Consider the following 23,019-nt stretch of genomic DNA (forward strand, 5'->3'; position numbering starts at 1 on the left):
GATTGGTGTGAGCTAGGCGACAGTCACCCCTGTCCGGGGGGTCGGACGACGGAAGGCCCCGGACTCGACGTCGAGTCCGGGGCCGGTGGAGAGCGGGAGGGAAGAGGGGGCGGAGGAGGGGGACGACGGGGTGCGTCAGCTGTTCTGCTGCGGGCCCTCCGAGAAGCTGGAGGTGCTGGACGAGACCTCGTCGAGACTGACGTCGGTGCCGTGGAGCTGCACCCGCAGGCCCCCCTCGGTGATGTCGGCCTTCTGGATCTGGAGGCCCTCCAGGTCGTTGACGGTCTGCTGCAGGGAGTCGGTGAGCGACCGGACCGTGGACTCCGGCAGGTCCATCCCGAGGATCCGGAGGTTCTCGACCCGGAAGTTCAGCGTGCCGCCCTCGACGACCGGGGTCATGCTCAGCGTCGCCAGGCCGCCGGTGATCTCCAGGTCCATGGTGTTCTCGCCGGTGTTCATCTGCACACCGGTCACCTCGATGAGGCCCTCGAGGAGTCCGCCGCCGGTGTCCGGGGCCTCCGCCTGCGACGACTGGATCTCGGCGAGGAGGAACTCCGGGGGCAGTGTGGTGTCCACCGTGATCTCACCGGCGGTCGGGTCCTCGGCGTCGGCGGCCATGTCCTTGGCGTCGATGGTCATCTCCGGCTGGCCGGTGACGACGGGCCGCGACTTGTCGGAGTCCTCGTAGGAGACGTCCAGGGTGGAGGGGATCGTCGCGTTGAACGACGGGATCTTGCCCTGGACGAGGCCCAGGAGCAGGGGGGACGCGCCGAAGCTCACCGAGGGGTCCTCGGTGAGCTCCGTGCCGTTCTTCTGCGCGGACGACCGGATCTCGTCGACCACGGTGTTCTTCGCGTAGGTGCGTACGCCGAATTCGGCGGCTGCCGCGAGCAGCGCCACGATCACGACCAGGGTGAGGAGGATCTTCCACCACAGGCCCGACCGCTTCCTGCCAGCGTCGGTTCCGCCCTGGCGGGTGTGGGCCCCCCACCCCTGCGGGGCGGCGGACTGTCCGGTGTTGTTTGAAGTACTCACCGGACCAGTGTGAACCATCACCGCCCGTCGGCGCCAGAACTCCGCCGTTTACCCGGCGTATTGTGCGGGGACGGGCAGGTTCCGCGGACCCTGGAGTGGACCCTGGAGTGGACCCTGGAGTGGACCCTGGAGCGGACCCTGGATCAGAGGTTCTCCTTGATCCAGGTGTCGATCAGGGTGTTCTCGTTGTTGATGATGTCGCGGACGGCGTCGGCGACCTTCGGCTCGATGACGGGCCCGACCATCGGGATGGTCACGTCGATGTCGGCCTCGGCGGACAGGGTGGTGGAGTCACCCTCGCCGGTGAGGGTGAGCTCGGCGCCGAACTTCACGGGGGCGCCCTTGACCTCGGCCTGCATCTCGCCGTTGACGACGCCGTCCTGCTCGGCCCCGAAGGAGACGGTGCGCTTGAGCTTCAGGTTCTGCGACACCATGGAGCGCACGGCCTCGGGCAGGGCGTCGGTGGGCAGGACCTCGAAGAGGACGACCTCGATCGGGTCGGCGGAGAAGGAGTTGACCTCGCCGGGGACCTCGGAGAGGTTCTGGGCCTCGTACTCCCAGTACTCCTTGGTGGTCAGGGCGGAGAGGACCTTGTCGAGCGGGTGGTTGACGGTCGTTGACGTCTCGATGTGTGTTGTCATGCAGAAAGGCTAACATCATAAGTGTGCAGCGTCCTGATTTTAGATTCCATTCGCGAACAATTACAGAGACCTCGCCAGTTGTGGCGCGGTTGACGGAGCGCGCCGACGTCGGGACGTCCGTGCGCAGCTTCACGGAGCTGACCACGCTGCGGGTGGGCGGCACGCCGTCGGTCGTGCTGTCCTGCCGCTCGCAGTCGGCCGTCGCCGAGGTCGTCGGGACGCTCGACGCCGGGGACGTCCCGCTGCTGGTCGTCGGCGGTGGCTCGAACCTGGTGGTCGGGGAGGACGTCCCGGGGCTGGTCGCGGTGGTGCTGGAGGCACCCGGCGGCGCGGAGGACGACGGGCTGCTGGAGATCGACCGGGGAACCGGGGTAGTCCGTGCGTTCGCGGGGCTGGTCTGGGACGATGTCGTCGCCGCCACCGTCGACGCCGGTCTCGGCGGCCTCGAGTGCCTGTCGGGCATCCCGGGCTCGGTCGGCGCGACACCGGTCCAGAACGTCGGCGCCTACGGTGCGGAGGTGTCCCAGACCCTGCGCCGTGTGCAACTGTTCGACCGGACGACCGGGCAGACCTCGTGGGTCGGGCCGGAGGCGCTCGACCTGGCGTACCGGTACTCGAACCTGAAGTTCACCTCCCGGGCCGTGGTCACCGCCGTGGAGTTCCAGCTGACCACCGACGGCCTGAGCGCCCCACTGCGCTTCGGTGAGCTCGCCCGCCGCCTCGGCGTGGGTGCCGGTGAGGCGGCAGGCGACGGCGATGCCCGACGTCCCGTGCGCCAGGTACGCGAGACGGTGCTGGAGCTGCGTCGGGGCAAGGGCATGGTGCTGGACCCGGACGACCACGACACCTGGTCGGCAGGGTCGTTCTTCACCAACCCCGTGGTCGACGCCGCCGTCGCCGACGAGGTGCAGCGGATCGTCGGCACCACGCGCGGGGCGGAGGACGCCGCCGGTATGCCGCGGTTCCCCGCCGGTGGGCCGGACGACGGCCGTGAGAAACTCTCCGCCGCCTGGCTCATTGAACGGGCCGGTTTCACCCGCGGGTGGCACGTCCCGGGCAACGACCGGGCCGGGCTGTCGACGAAGCACACCCTGGCGTTGACGAACCGCGGTTCGGCGACGTCGTCGGACATCGTCGGGCTGGCCCGGGCGGTCCGTGACGGCGTGCGCGACACGTTCGGGGTCACGCTGGTGCCCGAGCCGGTGTGGGTGGGGGTCGCGCTCGACCCGGAGTGACGGTGGGCGGCACCGGGCGGCACCGGGTGACGACAGGCCGCCGTCGTGCCACGGCGGGTACCCTCGGACGCTATGCGCGTCGCCATGATCTCCATGCACACCTCCCCGTTGGAACAGCCCGGAATCGGGGATGCCGGCGGGATGAACGTCTACGTCCGGAACGTCGCCGAACACCTGGCGTCCCACGGCGTCGAGGTGGACGTGTTCACCCGCGCCACCCGTGCCTCGCAGGGCGAGGTCGTCGAGGTCGCCCCGGGGCTCCGGGTGGTCAACTGCGTCGCCGGGCCGTTCGAGGGCCTGGCGAAGGAGTCGTTGCCGACCCAGCTCGCGGCCTTCACCGGGTCCGTCCTGTCCTTCGTGCGCCGGGAGGCCGGGAGTTCCGGGAAGCCTGGGACCCCGGCCGACCGCGCCGGTGCCGGACGGTACGACCTGATCCACAGCCACTACTGGCTGTCGGGGCAGGTGGGGTGGCTGCTCCGCGATCTCTGGGGGGTGCCGCTGGTGCACACCGCGCACACCTGGGCCGCGGTGAAGAACCTCGGGCTCGCCGACGGCGACACCCCTGAGCCGGAGTCCCGCCGGATCTGTGAACAGCAGATCGTCGACAACGCCGACCGGATCATCGTCAACACGCAGGACGAGGCGCAGGCGCTGGTCACCGCCTACGACGCCGACACCGCGGACCTCACCGTCATCCCCCCGGGCGTCGACGTCGACCGCTTCACCCCGGGGTCGGACCGGGCGACCGAACGCTCCCGCCGTGAACTCGGCATCCCGCTGCGCGCGAAGGTCGTCGCCTTCATCGGCCGGTTGCAGATGCTCAAGGGGCCGCACATCCTGCTGCGTGCCGCCGCCGACCTGATCCGGCGGCACCCCGAACAGAACATCCGGGTGGTGATCTGCGGTGGACCGTCGGGTACCGGGATGGAACGACCCGACGAACTGCACGACCTCGCCACCGAACTGGGGGTGTCCGGGTACGTGAGGTTCCTGTCGCCGCGCCCGCCGGAGGAGCTGGTGAGCGTGTACCAGGCGGCCGACATCATCGCCGTGCCCAGCTACAACGAATCCTTCGGCCTGGTGGCGCTGGAGGCGCAGGCGGCCGGCACCCCGGTGGTCGCCGCCCGGGTCGGGGGACTGCCGCTGACCGTCACCGAGGGGGAGAGCGGTCTGTTGGTGGACGGCCACGACCCGGCGGACTGGGCGCGCGCGTTGGAGTCGCTGGTGATGGACGACGACCTGCGTAACTCCATGTCGGACGTCGCCCCCTCGCACGCCGCGGCGTACTCCTGGGACGTCACCGTGGAGAAGATGATCGCCGAGTACCGCAGGCTCGTCGACCGGTGGCGGGAGCACGGGTGTTCGGAGCCGGACGTCGCGCTGAACTCACTGGCCTCGCGGGACCCCAGCGGATCGCGGTAGCGGCGGGGTAGATTCAGGGCCATGGAACTACAGCAGCTGACCGGACTCCTGGACGCCGCCGAGGTCGACTACGAGATCTCCAACGGAGTCGCCGTCGTCGTGCTTCCCGGTGAACGCCGGTTGAAGACCAACACCCTTTTCATCCCGCAGGACGGCATGTTCCGTGTCGAGGCGTTCGTCTGCCGCGCGGTGGAGGAGGCCCACGCCGAGGTGTACCGGCTCCTGCTGCAGCACAACCGCAAGGCCTTCGGGGTGCACTACACCCTGGACAACAACAATGACATCTACCTGGCGGGGCAGTTCCCCGACACCACGACCGCCGGGGACGTCCAGACCATCCTGGGCCAGGTCCTCGAACTCGCCGACGGCGACTTCAACCACATCCTCGAGCTCGGTTTCGAGACCTCGATCCGGCGCGAATGGGAGTGGCGGCTCGACCGGGGTGAGCCGACCCGGAACCTCGAGGCGTTCCAGCGGCTCCGTCCCGGCTACGAGGAGGAACGGGCCGAGGGGCGGGCGGCCGGGCACACCGACCGTGAGGTCTCGGCACCACCGGTGCCCCCGTCGGCTCCCCCGGCGTGACCCGGACCTCACCGGCCACCCTGTGCGTCGGACGTGGTCGTGGCAGAATAAGGAACCATGAGTGACAACAACCACGGCACACTGATCCTCCTCCGCCACGGGCAGAGCGAATGGAACGCATCCAACCAGTTCACCGGCTGGGTCGACGTCGACCTCACCGACCAGGGGCGCGAGGAGGCCGTCCGCGGCGGCAGGATGATCGCCGACGCGGGCCTGGAGCCCACCGTCCTGTACACCTCCCTGCTGCGCCGTGCGATCACCACCGCGAACCTGGCGCTCGACGCCGCCGACCGGCACTGGATCCCCGTCGTGCGCGACTGGCGCCTCAACGAGCGCCACTACGGCGCCCTGCAGGGTCTGAACAAGGCCGAGACCAAGGAGAAGTACGGCGAGGACCAGTTCATGGCCTGGCGTCGCAGCTACGACACCCCGCCGCCGGAGCTCGAGGACGGCAGCGAGTACTCCCAGGCCGGCGACCCCCGCTACGCCAACCTCGCCGAGGTCCCGCGTACCGAGTGCCTGCTCGACGTCGTCAAGCGGTTCATCCCGTACTACGAGACTTCGATCGTGCCCCGCCTGGAGGTCGGCGAGACCGTGCTCGTCGCAGCCCACGGCAACTCCCTGCGCGCCCTGGTCAAGCACCTCGACAAGATCTCCGACGAGGACATCGCCGGGCTCAACATCCCCACCGGGATCCCGCTGGTGTACCGCATCGACCAGAAGGGCAGCGTGCTGAACCCCGGTGGTGAGTACCTTGACCCGGAGGCCGCCGAAGCCGGCGCCGCCGCCGTCGCCGCCCAGGGCGGGAAGTAGGGGGAACGGCGGGACGGTCGACAGGACACCAGGTCGTGATGACACCATCATCCGTCGCCCTGCTGGCCGGGGGTGTCCTCGCCGGACTCCTCGTGGGGGTCGCCGTCACGCTGCTCGTGGCGGCCGTCCGGCGTCGGGCGGAGCACCGTGAAGAGGAACGTATCCGGCGGGAGACGCAGCACAACCGGGTCTCGACCATCGCCCAGGTGATGCACTTCGCCCTCGAGTCGTCCCCGCTGGGGGTCGCCGTGGTGGACATTCGTGAGGACCTGGTGTTCACCAACCGCAGCGTCCGCGACCTCGGCGTGGTCGACGGCCGACAGCTCGTCCCCGAGGTCTACCGTCTGGCCCAGCGAGTCTTCGACGACGGCGAGCCGCGCGACGGTGTCCTGCACCCGGGGGCCAGCGCCGTGGGGCCGGTCTTCTCCGTCTCGGTCACCGTCCGCCGCCTCACCGCCGTGGACGACCGTTTCGTGGTGGTCTACGCGGTGGACAACTCCGAGAACGTGCGGATGGAGGCCGCGCGCCGCGACTTCGTGGCCAACGTCTCCCATGAACTCAAGACCCCCGTCGGGGCGATCTCCCTGCTGGTCGAGACGATGCTGGAGGCGCGGGACGACCCCGAGGCCGTGGAATACTTCGGCAACAAGCTGCACGGGGAGACCCGGCGTATATCGACGATGATCTCCGAACTGATCGGCCTGTCGAAACTCCAGGGCGCCGAGGCCCTGCCGGACGCCCGCCCGGTGAGCGTGGACCGGGTCATCGACAAGGCGGTGGAACGCTCCCGCATCGCCGCCGAAGTGGAGAACATCGACCTCGTCACCGACGCCCCCGGTGGCGCGTGGCTCACCGGTGACGAGGAGCTGCTGGTCACCGCGGTGACCAACCTGATCGCCAACGCCATCAACTACTCGCCCGACGACACCCCGGTCAGCATCAGTCGCGCGGTGCGGGGACAGTCCGTGGTGATCCGGGTGACCGACCGGGGGATCGGCATCGCCCCCGCGGACCAGAAACGTGTCTTCGAGCGGTTCTTCCGCGCCGACAAGGCACGCTCCCGGGCGACCGGCGGAACCGGCCTGGGGCTCGCGGTGGTCAAACACACCGTGATCAACCACGGGGGGAACGTCTCCCTCTGGTCGCAGCCGGGTACCGGGTCGACCTTCTCCCTCGAGTTCCCTGTGCTGGACACCGAGGCGGTACCGGACGAGGACGTGCCCGACCAGGAGCGGTTCACCGCCGCGGAACTGCTGCCCGACCGCGACTGACCGCACTCACCCAGCAGGATCCGCGTCCGGAGTTTACAATGATGTCGTCCAGAAGCAGTCTCACCGACATATCCGTCATCCCCGTCAGCTCAGTCATCCACCCCGGCCGGTCCACGGCCGACAGACTTTCTCCGTGAGGATCCGATTCCCCTATGTCCAGTGACCGTCCCACCGTCCTGCTCGTCGAGGACGAGGAATCACTCGCTGAACCCCTGTCGTTCCTCCTCCAGAAGGAGGGGTTCGGTGTCTACACCGCGGCGGACGGGCCCACCGCCCTGAAGCTCTTCGACGCCCACGGTATCGACCTGGTGCTGCTCGACGTGATGCTCCCCGGCATGTCCGGCACGGACGTGTGCACCCAGCTGCGGGCGGTCTCCTCCGTCCCGGTGATCATGGTGACCGCCCGCGACAGTGAGATCGACAAGGTCGTCGGGCTGGAGATCGGTGCCGACGACTACGTCACCAAGCCCTACTCGGCGCGTGAACTCATCGCACGCATCCGCGCCGTCCTGCGCCGCGGTGGAGACACCACCGTGGACGACGGGGAGGGGGACGACGGCCTGGTGCTCAGGAGTCGCCGGGTGGTGCTCGACGTCGAACGGCACACCGTGACCGTCGACGGCGACTCCGTGTCCCTGCCGCTGAAGGAGTTCGACCTGCTGGAGTACCTCATGAGGAACGAGGGCCGCGTGCTCACCCGCGGGCAGCTGATCGACCGGGTGTGGGGCATCGACTACGTCGGTGACACGAAGACCCTCGACGTCCACGTCAAGCGGTTGCGCTCCAAGATCGAGGAGACCCCGTCCGCGCCGGCGATGCTGGTGACCGTACGCGGCCTGGGGTACAAGTTCGAGGGCTGAGCGGGGAGTGGCAGAGACGACGGTGAGTTGGCAGAGGTAACGGTCGATATCCACCGTGGAATCGACCCGTAGCTCTGCCGCCGGACCGGTTGTTCTCCCACGCGTCCGCAGGGCCCCGGTCAGGCCTTCGTCCGCCCTTCCGCCTCGGCGGCCGCTGCGGTGGCGGGGTGGATCGACAACAGGGGGAATCCGGAGGGGGAGTACCGGGCCATCTCCTCACGCTGCCGGCAGTGCTCGGCGACGACCTCGTAGGCCTCGGCACCGATGAGCTCGCGCAGTTCCTCGGCGTGCGTGGACCACAGGGCCTCCCCGCCGGTGTGGCAGCCCGGGTCGGAGGTGCAGTACCAGTCGAAGTCCTCCCCGCCGCCGCCCCATCCGCGCCGGGTGTACTCGGTGACCGTGGTGCGCAGGACCTCGACGCCGTCCGGACGGGTCTCCCAGTCCTCCAGCCGGCGCAGCGGGAGCTGCCAGCACACCTCGGGTTTGGCCACGGTGAGGGCCACGTCGTTCTTCAACGCCCAGCCGTGCAGCGCGCAGCCGGCACCGCCGGGGTGGTCGGCGCGGTTGGCGAAGACACAGGCGCCGTCGTGCACGCGGGTCTTCAACGCCGGTTCCGGCTCCCCGGAGTCGGTGTCGTCCCCGTCGAGCTCGTCCCAGACCAGCCAGGGCTCCACACCGTCCATACCGGGGTCGCCGTCGGCGCCGGTCACCAGTGGCTTGAGCTGCCAGTCCTCGTCGGTGAGGTGCGGGACGATCTCCGCCAGCGCGCCCCGGTCGTCCTCGTCGGTGAGGAACGCCCCGTGGACGCAACAGCCCACGTCAGGGTGCTCGGCGTCGATGCCGTGGCAGGCGTCGGTGCCGAACCTGCACCGGTAGGTCGACAGGAGCCACGTAAGATCGACGGAGACGATGTGCCCGGAATCCGCCGGATCGGTGAACTCCAGGTACTCGCGCGGATGGTCGGCGGGAGTCTCCTGCCCTGAACGTACCGCGAGGTCTGCCGGCGTGCCTTCCGGGTAACCGCTGGTGATGTCGGAGAGAACAGAATGTGTCACGGTGAACACCGTAGACCGGATAGGGTGGAGACCGTGCGACTAGGTGTCTTGGATGTGGGAAGCAACACGGTCCATCTCGTGGTGGTGGACATGGCCCCGGGCGGTCCGCCGACGCCCATGAGCAACTGGAAGACGCCGATGCGGCTCGTCGAGTACCTCGACGACGAGGGCGCGATCACCACGAAGGGCGTCCGCAAGCTGGTCAAGGGGGTCGGTCTCGCCGCGGAGATGTCCGAGCAGTTCCACTGTGACGAGATGCTGCCGTTCGCGACCTCGGCGTTGCGCTCGGCGACGAACGGTGAGGCGGTGCTGGCACAGGTCGAGGAGGAGACCGGGGTCCGTCTGCGGATCCTGTCGGGGACGGCGGAGGCGGAGCTGACGTTCCTGGCGGTGCGCCGCTGGTTCGGGTGGTCGGCCGGCCGGATCTGCGACCTCGACATCGGCGGCGGCTCCCTGGAGATGTCCGTGGGGGTCAACGAACTGCCGGATGTGGCGATGTCGGTGAACCTCGGCGCAGGACGGTTGACGCACGACTGGTTCCGTACCGACCCGCCGAGCCGCAAGGAGATCAAGGCGTTGGCGGCGCACATCGACGAGACCCTGGAGGAGCCCGTCGCCAGGCTGAAGGAGGCTGGGCCGGTGGACCTGGCCGTCGGGACGTCGAAGACGTTCCGGATGCTGGCCCGGCTCACGGGTGCGGCGCCGTCCTCGGCGGGTCCGCGGGTCCGCCGGGTGCTGACCCGTCCGGGTGTGCGGCAGTTGACCTCGTTCATCTCGCGGATGACCGCGGCTGACCGCGCGGAGTTGGAGGGTGTGTCGGCGGACCGCTCGGCGCAGGTCGTGGCGGGCGCGCTGGTGGCGGAGTCGACGATGCGTCACCTGGGTATCGAGCAGTTGGAGCTGTGTCCGTGGGCGTTGCGTGAGGGCGTGATCATGCGCCGGGCCGATGCGGCGGACGCGGCCGACTTCGACCCGAATAACGGGGTCGACGCGCGAAAGTGAGGCGCGAAAAGGCCTGGTGTTCTATTATTTCCCGGTGACGACGTGGAAGTGTTGCTCCACCGATGTGGGCTGTACACCTGATAACTGTAAACTGTCACCTGATAATTGAGGCATCAGTGTCGGTCGTCAGAATCGTGTGGCGACTCTGCGGTGCCTCGTGCCCGCCATCCGGACCGGCGGGAGATGACCGATGATGGGAACGACGGATGAGTGAGAAGCTGACTGTTGCGGAGCTTATGGCCCGCAATGCCACGGACGGTGCTCGCAGAGCTGACCGTCCCCGGCGTCGACGTAATCTCGAGGATGGCGGGGTCTCGGTGTCCGAGCTCACCGGTTCCATTCCCGTCGTCAGCGACGAGGACCTGGAGCAGGACGACGCACGGGACGACGCCGGAGAGGCGGCGTCCTCCACGCCTGCCACGTCCGCCGTGGCGGACAGCCGCCCCCGCCGTGGTGGACACGAACTCGCCGACGACACCGACGGTGCCGTGGAGGACGTTCCCACCTACGACGCCGCCGCGGTCGTGGAGGGCGAGGTCGTCGACGAGGATGTCTCCAGCGAGGAGGCAGGCTTCGACGAGACCGCCTCCGACGAAACCGGGGTCGTTGAAGCATCTGAGGCTCCTGAGGCTCCTGAGGCTACTGCAGCTCCCGTAGCTTCCGAGGATGTCGCCGCTGACGAGCTGAGCCCGGAGACCACTGTCCTGCCGCGCGTCGAGACGGAGGACGGCATCGCCGACGCGGATGTCGCCGACACCGCTGCTGCTGAGGTCACCGAGATCTCCGAGGTCCCCGAGGCAGCTGAGGTTGCCGAGGCGGGCGGGGTCAGCCCGGACGACCCGGACACCATCATCGAGTACGAGGACGACGCCATCTCCTGGCCGGCGTTGCTGGGGCAGACGGCGATCGCGCTGGTCATCGGCGTCGTCATCTTCTTCGGCTTCACTCTGCTCTGGGACCGGCTCGGGACCGCCCTGGTGCTGGTCATGGCCGGTGTCGTCACCCTGGTGTGCGTCGGAGTCGTCCACGCACTGCTGCGCCACCGGCACGCGCTGGTGCTGGTCCTGGCCTTTGTCGTCGGCCTGGCGATCACCCTCGGGCCACGGCTGATCATGTCGATCTGACCCGACCCCCGGGTGGCGTGCTTCACCCTCGCGTGGCACGCTGGGTCGCATGACTCGTATTGCATTTATCGGTGGAGGAAATATCGGTGAGGCCCTGATCTCGGGCCTCGTGAACGGGGAGGGGTCGGCCGACAAGCCGGACGTCGTCGTGTTCGATCCGAGCGCGAAGCGTCTGGATTTCCTGCGCGAGAAGTACGGCGTCACCGGGGCGGACGACGCCGTGACCGCGGCGTCGGAGGCGGACTTCGTCGTCATCGCCGTGAAGCCGCACATCGTCGTCTCCGTCTTGGAGGAGATCTCCTCGACGCTGGACAACAACGACACCGAGACCGTCGTGGTCTCCGTCGCCGCCGGTGTCAGCCTGTCGACCATGGAATCGGCCCTGGCCGCCGGTGTGCCCGCCGTCCGTGTCATGCCGAATACCCCGATGCTGGTCGGTAAGGGCATGAGCGCCGTCGCCGGTGGGCGGTTCACCTCCGAGGAGCAGGTCGAGGCCGTCAAGGGGCTCTTCGCCACGGTCGGCCAGGCCGTCGCTGTCGCGGAGAAGGACATCGACGCGGTCACGGCGGTCTCGGGGTCTGGCCCGGCCTACGTGTTCCTCGTCGCCGAGGCGATGACCGACGCCGGTGTGCAGCTCGGGCTGGCCCGTCCTGTCGCGCAGCAGCTCGCCGTCGCGACGATCGAGGGGGCGGCGACGATGATGGCGCAGGGGGAGAAGAACCCGGTGGATCTGCGGGCGAACGTCACCAGTCCCGGTGGGACGACCGCCGCGGCGACCCGTGGTCTCGAGGAGAACGGTCTCCGTACCGCGTTCTTCCGCGCCATGCAGGCGTGTGTCGACCGGTCGGTGGAACTGGGCCGCCCGGCCGGGGACAAGTGACCTCCGGTCTCCCGGTGTCCCCCGTCCGGGGGTGGGGGTGTCGTGCCGACGTCCCCTCTGCCCCTTGAGTCACAACCGTGTCACCAGTGTCTCCCGCATCGCCGAGTGCCAGCCGTCGTCTTTTGTCATTCGCGTCGCAATATTCCCAGGAATAACGCTAGGATGGGGCAAGCGCTCGGCGTCTCGAAGTTCTGCAGGAGGGGAAGCCTGCAGCGCGTGCGTGCGTCGTTAGGATTGGAAAATATGGCAAACAATGACAGTGGAACGTTCCTCACGGTCGCCGAGGTCGCCGAGCTGATGCGGGTGTCCAAGATGACCGTGTACCGCCTGGTTCACTCCGGTGAGCTGCCCGCGGTGCGTGTCGGACGTTCTTTCCGCGTGCATGAGCAGGCGGTCGAAGAGTACCTGGGTGCCTCGATCTACGAGGCGGGCCAGACCGGCTAACACGGCTCCGTCCCTCGCGGGACGGTCGTCGCGGTCTGCGACAGACCCTGTTCCCCTCCGCCCCACCGGCGTACTGCCGGTGGGGCGGAGGGGTTTCTGCCGTGGGCCCCGGCAGGACGTCCGTGGTCATCTCCGCTGGGCACTTTCGGCGGGGTCTTTTGCCGTGGCAACGGTGGGCCGGTTAAACTGATCCGCATTCGTGTCGGATCGGTCCCGATCGGTGTGGTTCCCCTGCCGTTTGCCGTCCGCCCGCGGTGCCCCGGGTACCGTGCGGGAACCGACCAGCAGCATGATCCTTAACCGAAGACCTACCACGAGGGAGGACCCATGGGTTCTGTCATCAAGAAGCGTCGCAAGCGCATGTCGAAGAAGAAGCACCGCAAGATGCTTCGCCGTACCCGCGTGCAGCGGCGGAAACTCGGCAAATAGGCCGGTGTCCCCACGAGGCGCGGTCCTGTCCCCGGTTGTCCGGGGTGCAGGGCCGCGCCTCGCTGTATGCCGGGGCAGGGGCGGCTACTAGACTCCGGTGGCATGGACAGTGTCGTGCAGACCCCGGCCCACCGGCCCACCGTCACCCTCATGGTGCGGGAGGGGTGTGGCTCCTGTGTGCGGGTGCGGGACCAGATAGCGCCGGTGTGCGCGGAGATGGGGGCGGGGCTCGAGGTGGTGGACGTCGACTCCTCCAGGGCCACGGCGGTGGAGTTCGGCGACCGCGTGCCGGTGGTGCTCGTCGACGACGAGGAGATCGCCTGCTGGGAGATCGACGACGAAGAGCTCGTCGAGGCCCTGTCCGCGGCACAACAGGTGGGGTGAGCCGGATGCCGGTGGTGACACCTGTGGTGTCGGCGGCGTAACCGGGGGCCGGTCACAGCAGTCTCCGTTGCTTTTGTTATTGGGGGCTGTGAAGGATACCGTAGGAGGCTGGTACCGCATGACGGCGTCGACCACCGGCCTCCGGTGGGTGGAGTACGCCGCAGCGGAAAAAGTGACCACTGACGATTTTCGCGGGAGGCTGTGCAGCCATGGCAGGACTCGGGATCACCGGACCGGCAGCCGTCCTCCTGGTCGGTCTGTCTTTCCGGTCGGCGCCGGTGCCGGTTCTCGAGAAGGCATCCGTCTCCCCGGCGGAGCTGAACCGCCTGGAGCGGGACCTTGTCGGGGGCGACTGTGTCACCGAGGCGCTGATCCTCTCCACCTGTAACCGGATGGAGTTCTACGTCGCCACCTCGGCGTTCCACCCTGCGCTGGACCATGTGGTGGACACCATCGCCGCCCATGCGCAGATGGACGCCGTCGAACTCGAGCCGTACCTGTACGTCCGGTACGCCGACGCGGCCGCGGAGCACATGCTCACCGTCGCCGCCGGGCTGGATTCGATGGTGGTGGGGGAGCAGCAGGTCATCGGCCAGCTGCGCAACGCCTACACCTCAGCCTCCGAGAACGGGGTGGTGGGTGCGGCGCTGCACGACCTCACGCAGCGCGCTCTGCACACCGGCAAGCGCGTCCACACCGAGACCCGGGTGGACGAGGCGGGCTCGTCGATGGTGAGCTTCGCCCTGGACCACGCACTGGCCGAACTGGGCGTGGAGGACATGACGGGGCGTGACGCCGTGGTCGTCGGCGCCGGGGCGATGGCCTCGTTGGCCTCGACGTACCTGGGACGTTCCGGGGTCCGCCACGTCACCGTGGTGAACCGGACGGTGGCCCGTGCGGAGAACCTCGCCGCGCACGCGCGTGAGGCCGGGGTCGACGCCGACGCGGTGGGCCTGGACGAGCTGACCTCCGCGCTGCGGGGTGCGGATGTCGTGGTCTCGGCCACGGGTGCCGTCGGTACGGTGCTGAGCCACGACGACGTGGTCGCCACCCAGACCGAGCGGCCGCGCCGGATGGTCCTGGTGGACCTCTCGATGCCGCGCGACATCGACGACGCCGTCGTCGACGCCGGGGCCGAGGTCCGCCTGCTGAACATCGAGGAGCTCACCGCCCTCGCCGGTGACGGCGCCCGTGACGAGTCCGCCGCCCGGGACATCGTCGCCACGGAACTGGCCGAGTACCTCGAACAGGTGCGCGTGCAGTCGGTGGTCCCCACCGTGAAGGCGTTGCGCCGGCGGGCCGCCGACGTCGTCGACGACGAGCTCGGCCAGCTGGTCCGTCGGACCCCCGGGATGGCCGACGACGACCGCGCCGAGGTCGCCCGCACCGTGCGCCGCGTGGTGGACAAGCTCCTCCACGCACCGACGGTCCAGGTCAAGAAACTCAGTTCCCAGGACGGGACGGTCAACTACGCCGAGGCGTTGGCGGCCCTGTTCAACCTGCCGTCGGGCAGCACCTCGGTGGTGTCGCAGTCCATCGAGCCGGGGGACGCGGGCAAGGCCCGCATCGGCAATGTCCTGCAGCAGGACACCGGGGCAGGTCAGGTACCCGCGGCGGGAGCCGCAGACAGCACGAGCAGCACGAACAGCACTATCAGCACAGCCGGCACGGAGGAGGCATCGTGACCACCGGGAACACCGAGCCCCGTACCCTCCTCGTCGGAACCCGGGCGAGCAACCTCGCCCGTACGCAGGCCGGCACCGTCCGTGACGCGTTGACGGACGTCCTGCGCGGCATGTTCGGCGAGGGGGCCGGGGAAGCCGAGCTGCACTTCGTCCACACCCCGGGCGACGCCTCCCAGAAGGCCCAGACCCCGGTCAACCGCATCGGTGTCGGTGTCTTCACCGAGACCCTGCGCAACGCCCTCGCCGCCGGCGAGTGCGACGTCGCGGTCCACTCGTTCAAGGACCTGCCCACCGCACCGGACGACCGGTTCGTCAGCATCGTGCCGGCCCGCGTCGACGCCCGTGAGGTGCTCGTCAGCATCGGCGGGGCGTCGCTGCGCGACCTGCCGGAGGGGGCCAAGGTCGGTACCGGTGCCCCGAGACGGGTGTCCCAGGTCCGTGCACTGCGCCCCGACCTCGAGGTGTGCCCGCTGCGTGGCAACATCGACACCCGCATGGGCCGCGTCGCGGAGGGCGACCTCGACGCCGTCGTGCTGGCCCGTGCCGGCCTGGAGCGGGTCGGGATGCTCGACCGCGCGTCCGAGACCGTCCCGGTCGACGAGATCCTCCCCGCCCCGGCCCAGGGCGCGCTGTGCGTGGAGGTCCGTGCCGACGACGAGGAGGCCGTCGCAGCCGTCCTCGGACTGGACGACCCGGTGTCGCACGCCACGGCCGTCGCCGAGCGCGCCGTCCTCGCTGAACTGCAGGCCGGCTGCACCGCCCCCGTCGGTGCCTGGTCCACCTACGTGGACGGCACCCTGACCCTCCGTGGCGGCGTCTTCGCCCTGGACGGGTCGAGACAGCTGGTCCGTGAACGCTCCGTCGAGCTGGAGATACCCGGCGGACCGTGGCTGCGTACCGCCGCCGACCTCGGCCACGCCGTCGGCCGCGACCTCATCGCCGGTGGTGCCGCCGAGATCATCACCGACATCGTCGGTGCACGTTGACCTGGTATTGACCGGTCCGCCGCACCGTCCCCAGCGGCCCAGCCACGCCCACCAGCACTGCCTGACCTACCTGAGAAAGCCACCTCGATGACCACTGCCGGAATTGCCCAGACGGGTCCCACGAACAGCCCCCTCGCCGGCCGCGGCCGCGTCCTGTTCGTCGGCGCCGGCCCCGGAAACCCGGAGCTGCTGACGGTCCGTGCCCGCGAGATCCTCGAAAACACCGCCCACGTGTGGGTCGACCCCGCCGTCACGGAGTCCGTCCGCGCCATCATCGCCGATGCGCTGCCTGTCCCCGAGGACAAGCGTATCGCCGCCGAGAAGGAGTGGGAGGCCGAGCTGGAGGCGGCGAAGGCTGCCGGTGCCCGCCGTCGTCCGCGCCGTCCCGCCGAGGTGACCGCCGCCGAGATCGTCTTCGCCGCCCCGCACACCACCGAGGCCGTCGCCGCCCACGCCGCCGCCGAGGAGGCCGCCCGTGAGGCGGAGGCCGGCGGCTACGCCAGCTACCCCGACACCCCGGCCCCGGACGAGATCCGCCCGGTCGAGGCCGCGGACGTGGCCCACGCGATGGTCGACCACGTCCGCCACGGCCACAGCGTGGTCCGCCTGGTCGCCGGCAACCCGGTGAGCAACCCGGCGGTGCTCATGGAACTGCAGGAGGTCGCGGCACTGGGTGTGGAGTTCGAGGTCGTCCCCGGTATGACCGGCGCCTCGGCCCTGCCCGCCTACACCGGTATCGCCACCGGCGACGGCTACACCACCGTGGACCTGCGCTCGGACGCGACCGCCGAGACCGACTGGGACGGCATCGCCGCCGCCCCGAAGCCGCTGATCCTCACCGTCGGGCCGTCGGACCTGCCGGTGATCACCGCGGAGCTCAAGCGCCGCGACGTCGCCGGCAGCACCCCGGCCACGGTGACCACGCACGCGACCACGCGTCGCCAGCGTTCCTACGACGTCACCCTCGACACCCTCAAGTCCGTCGTCGCGGCCTCCGGGCCGTTGGCGAAGGAGGGGGAGATGCCCCAGGAGCTCGTCGTCACCGTCGGTGTGCAGGCCAGCCGCCGGAGCAAGTACTCGTGGTGGGAGAACCGGTCGCTGTACGGCTGGACCGTGCTCGTGCCCCGGGCGAAGGACCAGGCCGGCCCGATGAGCGCCCGGCTGGCCTCGCACGGTGCGATCCCGATCGAGGTGCCCACCATCTCCGTGGAGCCGCCGCGGAGCCCCGCGCAGATGGAACGTGCGATCAAGGGCCTGGTCGACGGGCGCTACCACTGGATCGTGTTCACCTCCGTCAACGCCGTGAAGGCCGTGTGGGAGAAGCTCGCCGAGTTCGGTCTGGACGCCCGTGCGTTGGCCGGTGTGCGCGTCGCCGCCGTGGGCGCCAAGACCGCCCAGTCCGTCCGCGACCTCGGGATCACCCCGGAACTGCTGCCGAAGGCCAACGCCCGCAACGCCTCCGGCCTGGTGGACGTCTTCCCCGCGTACGACGAGGACCTCGACCCGGTCGACCGGGTCCTGCTCCCGCGCGCCGACATCGCCACCGACACGCTGGTGGACGGTCTGGTCGACCTGGGCTGGTCGGTCGAGGACGTCGTCGCCTACCGCACCGTGCGTGCCGCGCCCCCCAGCCAGGAGGTCCGCGACATGATCAAGTCCGGTGGCTTCGACGCGGTGTGCTTCACCTCGTCGTCGACGGTGAAGAACCTGGTGGGCATCGCGGGTAAGCCGCACACCCGCACCATCATCGCCTGTATCGGCCCGATTGCCGCGCAGACCGCGCGGGAACACGGTCTGCGGGTGGACGTGATGCCCGAGGTCGCCGGTGTCCCGGAACTGGTGGACGCCCTGGCGCACCACGTCGCCGAACTGCGCGCGGCCGGTCAGCTGCCCCCGCCGCGGAAGCGTCGCCGGCGGCGCCGGCCGGCCACCGGGCAGTAGGTCCGGGGGACCCCGTGTCCGGCGCGCGGCGTACCATCGTCACCATGACTGATGATGTGCACCCCGTCCGCCGTCCCCGCCGCCTCCGCACCACCCCGGCGATGCGGAACTTCGTCGCCGAGACCCACCTGGTCGCCGACCAGCTGGTGCTCCCGATGTTCATCGCCGACGGCCTGGACGCCCCCCGCGACATCTCCGCGATGCCCGGTGTGCAGCAGCACACCGAGGACTCCCTGCTGCGCACCGCCGAGGCCGCGCTCGACGCGGGCGTCGGCTCCGTCGACCTCTTCGGCGTCCCGACCCCGGAGTCGAAGGACGCCACCGGTTCGCAGGCCTGGGCCGAGGACGGCATCCTCAACCGCGGGCTCTCCGCCCTGCGCCGTGAGTTCGGCGACGACCTGATCGTCATGGCGGACACCTGCCTCGACGAGTTCACCGACCACGGCCACTGCGGTGTGCTCACCGAGGACCGGTTCGGGACCACCGTGATCGACAACGACGCCACCCTGCCGCTCTACGCGCGGATGGCCGTGGCACAGGCCCGGGCCGGTGCGCACGTGGTGAGCCCGTCGGGGATGATGGACGGCCAGATCGAGGTCATCCGGCGGGCGCTGGACGAGGCGAGCTTCCAGGACGTGTCGATCCTGGCGTACTCCGCCAAGTACGCCGGGGCCTTCTACGGTCCGTTCCGGGAGGCCGTCGGATCCTCGCTGCAGGGGGACCGCAAGACCTACCAGCAGGACCCCCGGAACGCGCGGGAGTCCCTTATGGAGGTCGAGCTCGACATCGCCGAGGGGGCGGACATGGTGATGGTCAAACCCGCCATGCCGCACCTGGACATTCTCCGTCAGGTCGCCGACATGTCCCCGGTTCCGGTCGCCGCCTACCAGGTGTCGGGGGAGTACTCGATGATCACCGCCGCGGCCCAGAACGGGTGGATCGACCGTGAGGCGGCGATCATGGACTCGTTGACCGGGATCCGGCGCGCCGGTGCGGACATCATCCTGACGTACTGGGCCACCGAAGCCGCCCACCTCCTGCGCGGCTGACCACGGGTTGACTAAGCTGGTCGGCGATATGACACAGCAGACTTCACCGACACCGCCGAAGGTCGGACGCCCGGACGGTTTGGCTCCCTCGTCGAAGGGGGCGCCCGAGAACGTCCGTGACGGCGTGCGCGCCTGGTACATCGTCGGCGCCGTCCAGGCACTGACCGCCGTTGTCCAGCTGGTGATGAACCTGCAGGACCCGCGCGCGCTGACCACGCAGGTCCGCGACCAGATGGACTCCGTCTCGCTGCCGGACGGGGTCACCGAGGAGACCCTGGTCACCGGTACCGCGATCCTGAACCTGCTGCTCATGCTGGCGGCGGTGGCCCTGTGCATGTTCCTCAACCGCCGGGTGTCGCGCGGCGGGGTGCGCAGCCGCCTGTTCCTCTGCGTCGGTTCGGTCTACCTGGCTCTCATGGCGCTGGTGCAGGTCTTCTCCACCCCGCCGGACACCGGGGCGACACCCCTGGTGCTCCTCGTCGGTGCCGGGACCATCGTCTCCGGTGTCGTCGCCGCCGTCGGCATCTGGCTGATCACCCGCCCGGAGAACGCGGACTGGTTCGGCCTGCCGGACAAGGCGGAGATCGAGGCCTACGCCGAGAAGCTGGCCCGGCGTAACGAGCAACTGGACAAGGAGCGCGCGGAGAAGAAGAAGCGCAGGCGTCAGGCGCGCGAGGACCGTGACCCCGGGAAGAACGCCGGGACGAACGGCCAGGAGAACGGTCAGAAGAACGCCGAGAAGAAGAACAGGGGGCGGTGAACCGTGCCCACGATGTTCCCGGTCTCCCACAACTCCGATCCCGGGGACAGCAACCGCGCGATCCGGTACTGGCAGCCGGGTGACGGGGTCCCGGGGTCGGTGAAGGTCGCCGTGATGCTCTTCCTCGTCGCCGCCATCGGCCTGCTGGCCAGCGGTGCGGTGATGTGGACCGCCGAGCGGCCCGTCGTCGACGACCCCGACCAGATGGCGTACATCGACACGCTGTCCACCAACATGCGGTGGGTCGGCACCGTGCAGGTCGTGACCGGGATCCTCGTCGCGTCGCTGATCCCCGGGCTGCTCCGCGGCGACGGGCGCCGGCGACGCCTGCTGATGATCGCCGCGGCTGTGGCGATGGCGTTCACCCTGGTGGGCTGGGTCTTCCGGGCCGGCGGGCTGGAACAGGCGCTGATCGCACTGGTCATGGCACTCGGTGCGTTGGCGATGTACCGGCCGGCGGTCCGCACCTTCTTCGGCGAGAGCCCCTCGGAACTGGAGAACTGACCTGTGGACATGCCAGGGCGCCCGGGACCGGGCGACGAAGGACACACCATGGCGACGACGGCCGAGGATCCCCTCCGCGACGTCGAGGGCGACGTACCGTCCGACGCGGTGACGCGGGCCATCGAAGACGCCCGTCGCGCCGCCCGTGCCGCGGGCCTCACCGCCGACGACGACTCCGACGATGGACTCGAACACCGGGGCCGGGGCGGGGCCCGCCTGACGTCCTTCACCTTCCACCTCGGCGACCTGGGCTCGGCCACGCAGGCCGGGAAGGTCGAGGCCGCCCTCAACCAGCTGCCCGGGGTGCAGGCGCGTGTGGTGTACTCCACGTCCATGGCCTGGGTCACCGCGCCGGAGTCCCTGCCGCCGGACGTCCTGCGTGACGTCATGACCGACGCCGGGGTCGACTCCTGGTTGACCGTGGCGTCGCTGCGACGGCGGGCCGAACGGCTCACCCGGGCCCGTCCGGCTAGCATCAACGCGCATCTGCACCGTGAGAACCGGGACCGCATGCTGCGCGGAGGCCGGACCTTCCACCAGCTCGGCCAGCGACGTCACCGGCAGACCGGCGGCACCGAGGTGCTGTACACCGCACGGAACCTGATAACCGTGGCACGCCTGCTCGTCGCGGTGCTCTTCGGGCTGCCGGTCGTCGTCCTGCAGCTCTTCCCCGAGTGGCAGTTCGACTACTGGCAGTGGGCCTGCCTCGTCCTGTCCACCCCCGTGGTCCTGTGGTGTGCCTGGCCGTTCCACCGGGCGATGCTCGGCGGACTCCGGCGCGGGATGCCGGCCCTCGACGCGGCGTCGTCGGCGGCGATCCTGCTGGCCTACCTCTACTCCCTGGCGGAGCTCGTCACCACGTCGACCGGTGACCCCGGGTGGCGTGCCGGCAACATCCTGATCTCCTGGGGCTACCAGACCGACGCGGTGTTCTTCGACGTCGCCTGCGGGTGCACGATCCTGCTGCTGTTCGGGCGCCTGGCGTCGAGACGGACCCGCCTGCGCTCGCTCCTGGCGCTGAACATGCTGTCGATCGAACGGGCCAGCGACGTCACCGTGGTGCGTAAGTCACGGCAGGGGAAGCCTGTGAGACGGACGATCCCGTCGACGGAACTCCGGGTCGGCGACGACGTGATCGTCGGTGTCGGGGCCGTGATCCCCTGCGACGGCGAGGTCGTCGGCGGCCGGTCCACCGTCGAGGCGGGCCCGTTCACCGGGGGACGGGATCAGACCCCGGTCGAGGTGGGTGCCAGCGTCTACGCCGGCTCCCGGAACACCGGCGGTGAACTGAAGGTCCGGGTCAGCAGGAGCGGTTCACGGACCCGGATCGCCGCGGTGCGGCGCTGGATCGCCGCCGCCGAACACGAGGAGAACCGGCTGGAACAGCTGGCGACCCGGACCGCGTCCCTGCTGGTGCCGTGGGCGGTCGTCATCGCGGTCGTCGCCGCGGTGGGGTGGCTGACGATGGCCGAGAGCGTCACCGCCGCCGTCGCCACGGCGTTGACCGTCCTGGTGTCCGTGGCACCGGTGGCACTGGCGTTGTCGACCACGCTCGCCCTGCGCCTCGGCCTGGCCCGTGCCGCCTCGGGCGGGATGCTGCTGCGTGACACCGGTACCATCCACCGGCTCGCCGCGGTCGACACCATCATCTTCAACCGTGCCGGGACGTTGACCACCGGCCCGATGCGCGTCGTCGGGGTCACCGCCGCCAAGGGCGAGGTCGCCGAGATGGTGCTCCGGGTGGCCGGTGCACTGAGCCTCGAGAGCCCGCACGGCGTGTCCCGGGCGATCGTCCGGGCCGACCGCGAGTCCCGCGACAGTGGCGCAGGAGGCGACGCGGTCCCGCACTGGCTGGAGGCAGGGCCCGTCGACGTGGACCCGCGGGGCGTCTTCACCGCCACCGTCGACCTCCCGGTCCGGGACGCGGGGAGCGGCGGGCCGACCGTCCGCCCTGTCCAGGCGGAACTGTGGCGGCCCCGGGACATCTCGGAACTCGACGACCCGACCCTGGCCAACGCCGCCCTCGGCGGTGGGGTACCGCTCGTGGTCAGCTGGCGCGGGAAGGCCCGCGGCGTGATCAACATCGCCGACACCGTCAAACCCGACGCCGAGTCCTCCGTCCACTGGCTGGAGGATGCGGGCGTGGAGACCTACATGCTCTGCCGCGACACCTATCCCGTCGCACGTCGGATGGCCGATTCGATCGGGATCTCCAAGGTGCTCGCCGGCATCATCCCGGCACGGAAGGCGGCGACGGTACGCAGCGTGCACTCCCAGGGAGCCACGGTGGCGATGGTCGGCGACCAGGACGTCCTCGACTGCCTCGACGTCGCCGACGTCGGCATCCTCATGGGGTCGGTCGACCGGCTGGACAACCTCGGCGGCGACCACGGGCAGGCGATGGGCCTCGACTCCGCCAGCAGTGACGTGGTGGTGGTCAGGGACGACGTCGCCGCCGTCGCGGAGTCGTTGAACCTCACCCGGCACGTCCGGGCCACCGTGGACTGGAACCTCTGGCTGGCCTGGGGGTACAACATCTGCGCCCTCGTCCTGGCGGTGTCGGGGTTCCTCAACCCGCTGTTGGCGACCGCCCTGATGCTCGGGTCGTCACTGTTGATCGAGTGGCGGTCTGCACGCATCAGCCACCGCGACTACAGTATCGGCGACCCCCTCGGCCGTCAGGGTGCCGAGGCACCCGGGAACCGCTCCGACACCCGGCTGGGCAGACTGCGGGCCTGGGCCGGGGAGAACCTGAGCCCCTGGCAGTCCCGCTGACATTCGCCGCCACGGCGGTCAGCACCGGCAGTACCGGCAGTACCGGCAGTACCGGCAGTACCGGCAGCGCAGAGCCACGACGGGCGCCGGGATGCGGGCGTTCACCCGCGGTCCGTGCCCACGGCGCCGGTCACTATGCTGG

Annotated in this window: 22 protein-coding genes; 19 read left to right on the forward strand and 3 right to left on the reverse strand. The window is 69.8% G+C overall.

The genetic code is table 11. From position 1 onward, the window contains the following. Positions 1-135: 135 nt before the first annotated feature. Both MUN33_RS03270 and MUN33_RS03275 read right to left on the reverse strand, forming a co-directional pair. The gene (locus MUN33_RS03270) at positions 136-1,035 is read right to left on the reverse strand and encodes an LmeA family phospholipid-binding protein (protein WP_244803493.1); all 900 of its coding nucleotides are present in this window, start codon (positions 1,033-1,035) and stop codon (positions 136-138) included. 143 nt (positions 1,036-1,178) lie between these two features. After that, positions 1,179-1,676, reverse strand: a complete 498-nt coding sequence (locus MUN33_RS03275) for a DUF2505 domain-containing protein (RefSeq protein ID WP_244803494.1) — start codon at positions 1,674-1,676, stop codon at positions 1,179-1,181. Positions 1,677-1,756: 80 nt separating this feature from the next. Between MUN33_RS03275 and MUN33_RS03280 the strand changes: the two genes are divergently transcribed. The 6 genes from MUN33_RS03280 (at position 1,757) to MUN33_RS03305 (ending at position 7,859) form a co-directional block, all read left to right on the forward strand. After that, positions 1,757-2,911: a UDP-N-acetylmuramate dehydrogenase gene (locus tag MUN33_RS03280; protein ID WP_244803495.1), complete on the forward strand. Its 1,155-nt coding sequence runs from the start codon at positions 1,757-1,759 to the stop codon at positions 2,909-2,911. A 72-nt stretch (positions 2,912-2,983) separates the two neighbouring features. Further along, entirely contained in the window at positions 2,984-4,333 is a 1,350-nt protein-coding gene (gene mshA / locus MUN33_RS03285; RefSeq protein WP_244803496.1) for a D-inositol-3-phosphate glycosyltransferase, read from the forward strand. A gap of 21 nt (positions 4,334-4,354) precedes the next feature. Next, positions 4,355-4,915: a type III secretion system chaperone family protein gene (locus MUN33_RS03290; RefSeq protein WP_244803497.1), complete on the forward strand. Its 561-nt coding sequence runs from the start codon at positions 4,355-4,357 to the stop codon at positions 4,913-4,915. Positions 4,916-4,972: 57 nt separating this feature from the next. After that, positions 4,973-5,728: a phosphoglyceromutase gene (locus MUN33_RS03295; protein WP_244803498.1), complete on the forward strand. Its 756-nt coding sequence runs from the start codon at positions 4,973-4,975 to the stop codon at positions 5,726-5,728. A 38-nt stretch (positions 5,729-5,766) separates the two neighbouring features. Continuing rightward, a complete protein-coding gene (locus MUN33_RS03300; protein WP_244803499.1) occupies positions 5,767-6,999 on the forward strand; it encodes a sensor histidine kinase in 1,233 nt (410 codons plus the stop codon). Positions 7,000-7,151: 152 nt separating this feature from the next. Then, entirely contained in the window at positions 7,152-7,859 is a 708-nt protein-coding gene (locus tag MUN33_RS03305; protein ID WP_244803500.1) for a response regulator, read from the forward strand. Positions 7,860-7,978: 119 nt separating this feature from the next. Here MUN33_RS03305 and MUN33_RS03310 read toward each other — a convergent pair whose 3' ends face one another. Next, the gene (locus MUN33_RS03310) at positions 7,979-8,914 is read right to left on the reverse strand and encodes a DUF3109 family protein (protein WP_244803501.1); all 936 of its coding nucleotides are present in this window, start codon (positions 8,912-8,914) and stop codon (positions 7,979-7,981) included. Between the two features lie 33 nt (positions 8,915-8,947). Between MUN33_RS03310 and MUN33_RS03315 the strand changes: the two genes are divergently transcribed. The 13 genes from MUN33_RS03315 (at position 8,948) to MUN33_RS03375 (ending at position 22,877) form a co-directional block, all read left to right on the forward strand. Continuing rightward, positions 8,948-9,916 (forward strand): Ppx/GppA family phosphatase, encoded by a 969-nt coding sequence (locus MUN33_RS03315; protein ID WP_244803502.1) that lies wholly within the window; start codon positions 8,948-8,950, stop codon positions 9,914-9,916. A gap of 206 nt (positions 9,917-10,122) precedes the next feature. Beyond that, the gene (locus MUN33_RS03320; RefSeq protein WP_244803503.1) at positions 10,123-11,040 is read left to right on the forward strand and encodes a hypothetical protein; all 918 of its coding nucleotides are present in this window, start codon (positions 10,123-10,125) and stop codon (positions 11,038-11,040) included. Between the two features lie 49 nt (positions 11,041-11,089). Next, positions 11,090-11,920 (forward strand): pyrroline-5-carboxylate reductase, encoded by an 831-nt coding sequence (gene proC, locus MUN33_RS03325; protein WP_244803504.1) that lies wholly within the window; start codon positions 11,090-11,092, stop codon positions 11,918-11,920. Positions 11,921-12,163: 243 nt separating this feature from the next. After that, a complete protein-coding gene (locus MUN33_RS03330; protein ID WP_038546114.1) occupies positions 12,164-12,364 on the forward strand; it encodes a helix-turn-helix domain-containing protein in 201 nt (66 codons plus the stop codon). A gap of 327 nt (positions 12,365-12,691) precedes the next feature. Next, the gene (locus MUN33_RS03335; RefSeq protein WP_003855542.1) at positions 12,692-12,793 is read left to right on the forward strand and encodes a 30S ribosomal protein bS22; all 102 of its coding nucleotides are present in this window, start codon (positions 12,692-12,694) and stop codon (positions 12,791-12,793) included. 102 nt (positions 12,794-12,895) lie between these two features. Continuing rightward, a complete protein-coding gene (locus MUN33_RS03340) occupies positions 12,896-13,177 on the forward strand; it encodes a glutaredoxin family protein (protein WP_244803505.1) in 282 nt (93 codons plus the stop codon). Between the two features lie 209 nt (positions 13,178-13,386). Further along, on the forward strand, positions 13,387-14,862 hold the full coding sequence (locus MUN33_RS03345; RefSeq protein WP_244803506.1) for a glutamyl-tRNA reductase: 1,476 nt from the start codon (positions 13,387-13,389) through the stop codon (positions 14,860-14,862). Continuing rightward, entirely contained in the window at positions 14,859-15,848 is a 990-nt protein-coding gene (gene hemC / locus MUN33_RS03350) for a hydroxymethylbilane synthase (RefSeq protein WP_244803507.1), read from the forward strand. The genes MUN33_RS03345 and hemC overlap by 4 nt, the downstream gene beginning before the upstream one ends. A gap of 87 nt (positions 15,849-15,935) precedes the next feature. Then, positions 15,936-17,789, forward strand: coding sequence for a uroporphyrinogen-III synthase (locus MUN33_RS03355; RefSeq protein WP_244803508.1), 1,854 nt, complete (start codon positions 15,936-15,938; stop codon positions 17,787-17,789). Positions 17,790-17,833: 44 nt separating this feature from the next. Beyond that, a complete protein-coding gene (hemB, locus tag MUN33_RS03360) occupies positions 17,834-18,838 on the forward strand; it encodes a porphobilinogen synthase (RefSeq protein WP_244803509.1) in 1,005 nt (334 codons plus the stop codon). Between the two features lie 28 nt (positions 18,839-18,866). Continuing rightward, on the forward strand, positions 18,867-19,598 hold the full coding sequence (locus MUN33_RS03365) for a hypothetical protein (protein ID WP_244803510.1): 732 nt from the start codon (positions 18,867-18,869) through the stop codon (positions 19,596-19,598). Between the two features lie 12 nt (positions 19,599-19,610). Continuing rightward, on the forward strand, positions 19,611-20,102 hold the full coding sequence (locus tag MUN33_RS03370; RefSeq protein ID WP_244803511.1) for a hypothetical protein: 492 nt from the start codon (positions 19,611-19,613) through the stop codon (positions 20,100-20,102). A gap of 48 nt (positions 20,103-20,150) precedes the next feature. Then, positions 20,151-22,877 carry a heavy metal translocating P-type ATPase gene (locus MUN33_RS03375; RefSeq protein WP_244803512.1) on the forward strand — a complete coding sequence of 909 codons (2,727 nt, stop codon included), beginning with the start codon at positions 20,151-20,153 and terminating at the stop codon, positions 22,875-22,877. Positions 22,878-23,019 lie beyond the last annotated feature (142 nt).

Source organism: Corynebacterium kalidii (assembly GCF_022869005.1).
Lineage (GTDB): Bacteria > Actinomycetota > Actinomycetes > Mycobacteriales > Mycobacteriaceae > Corynebacterium > Corynebacterium kalidii.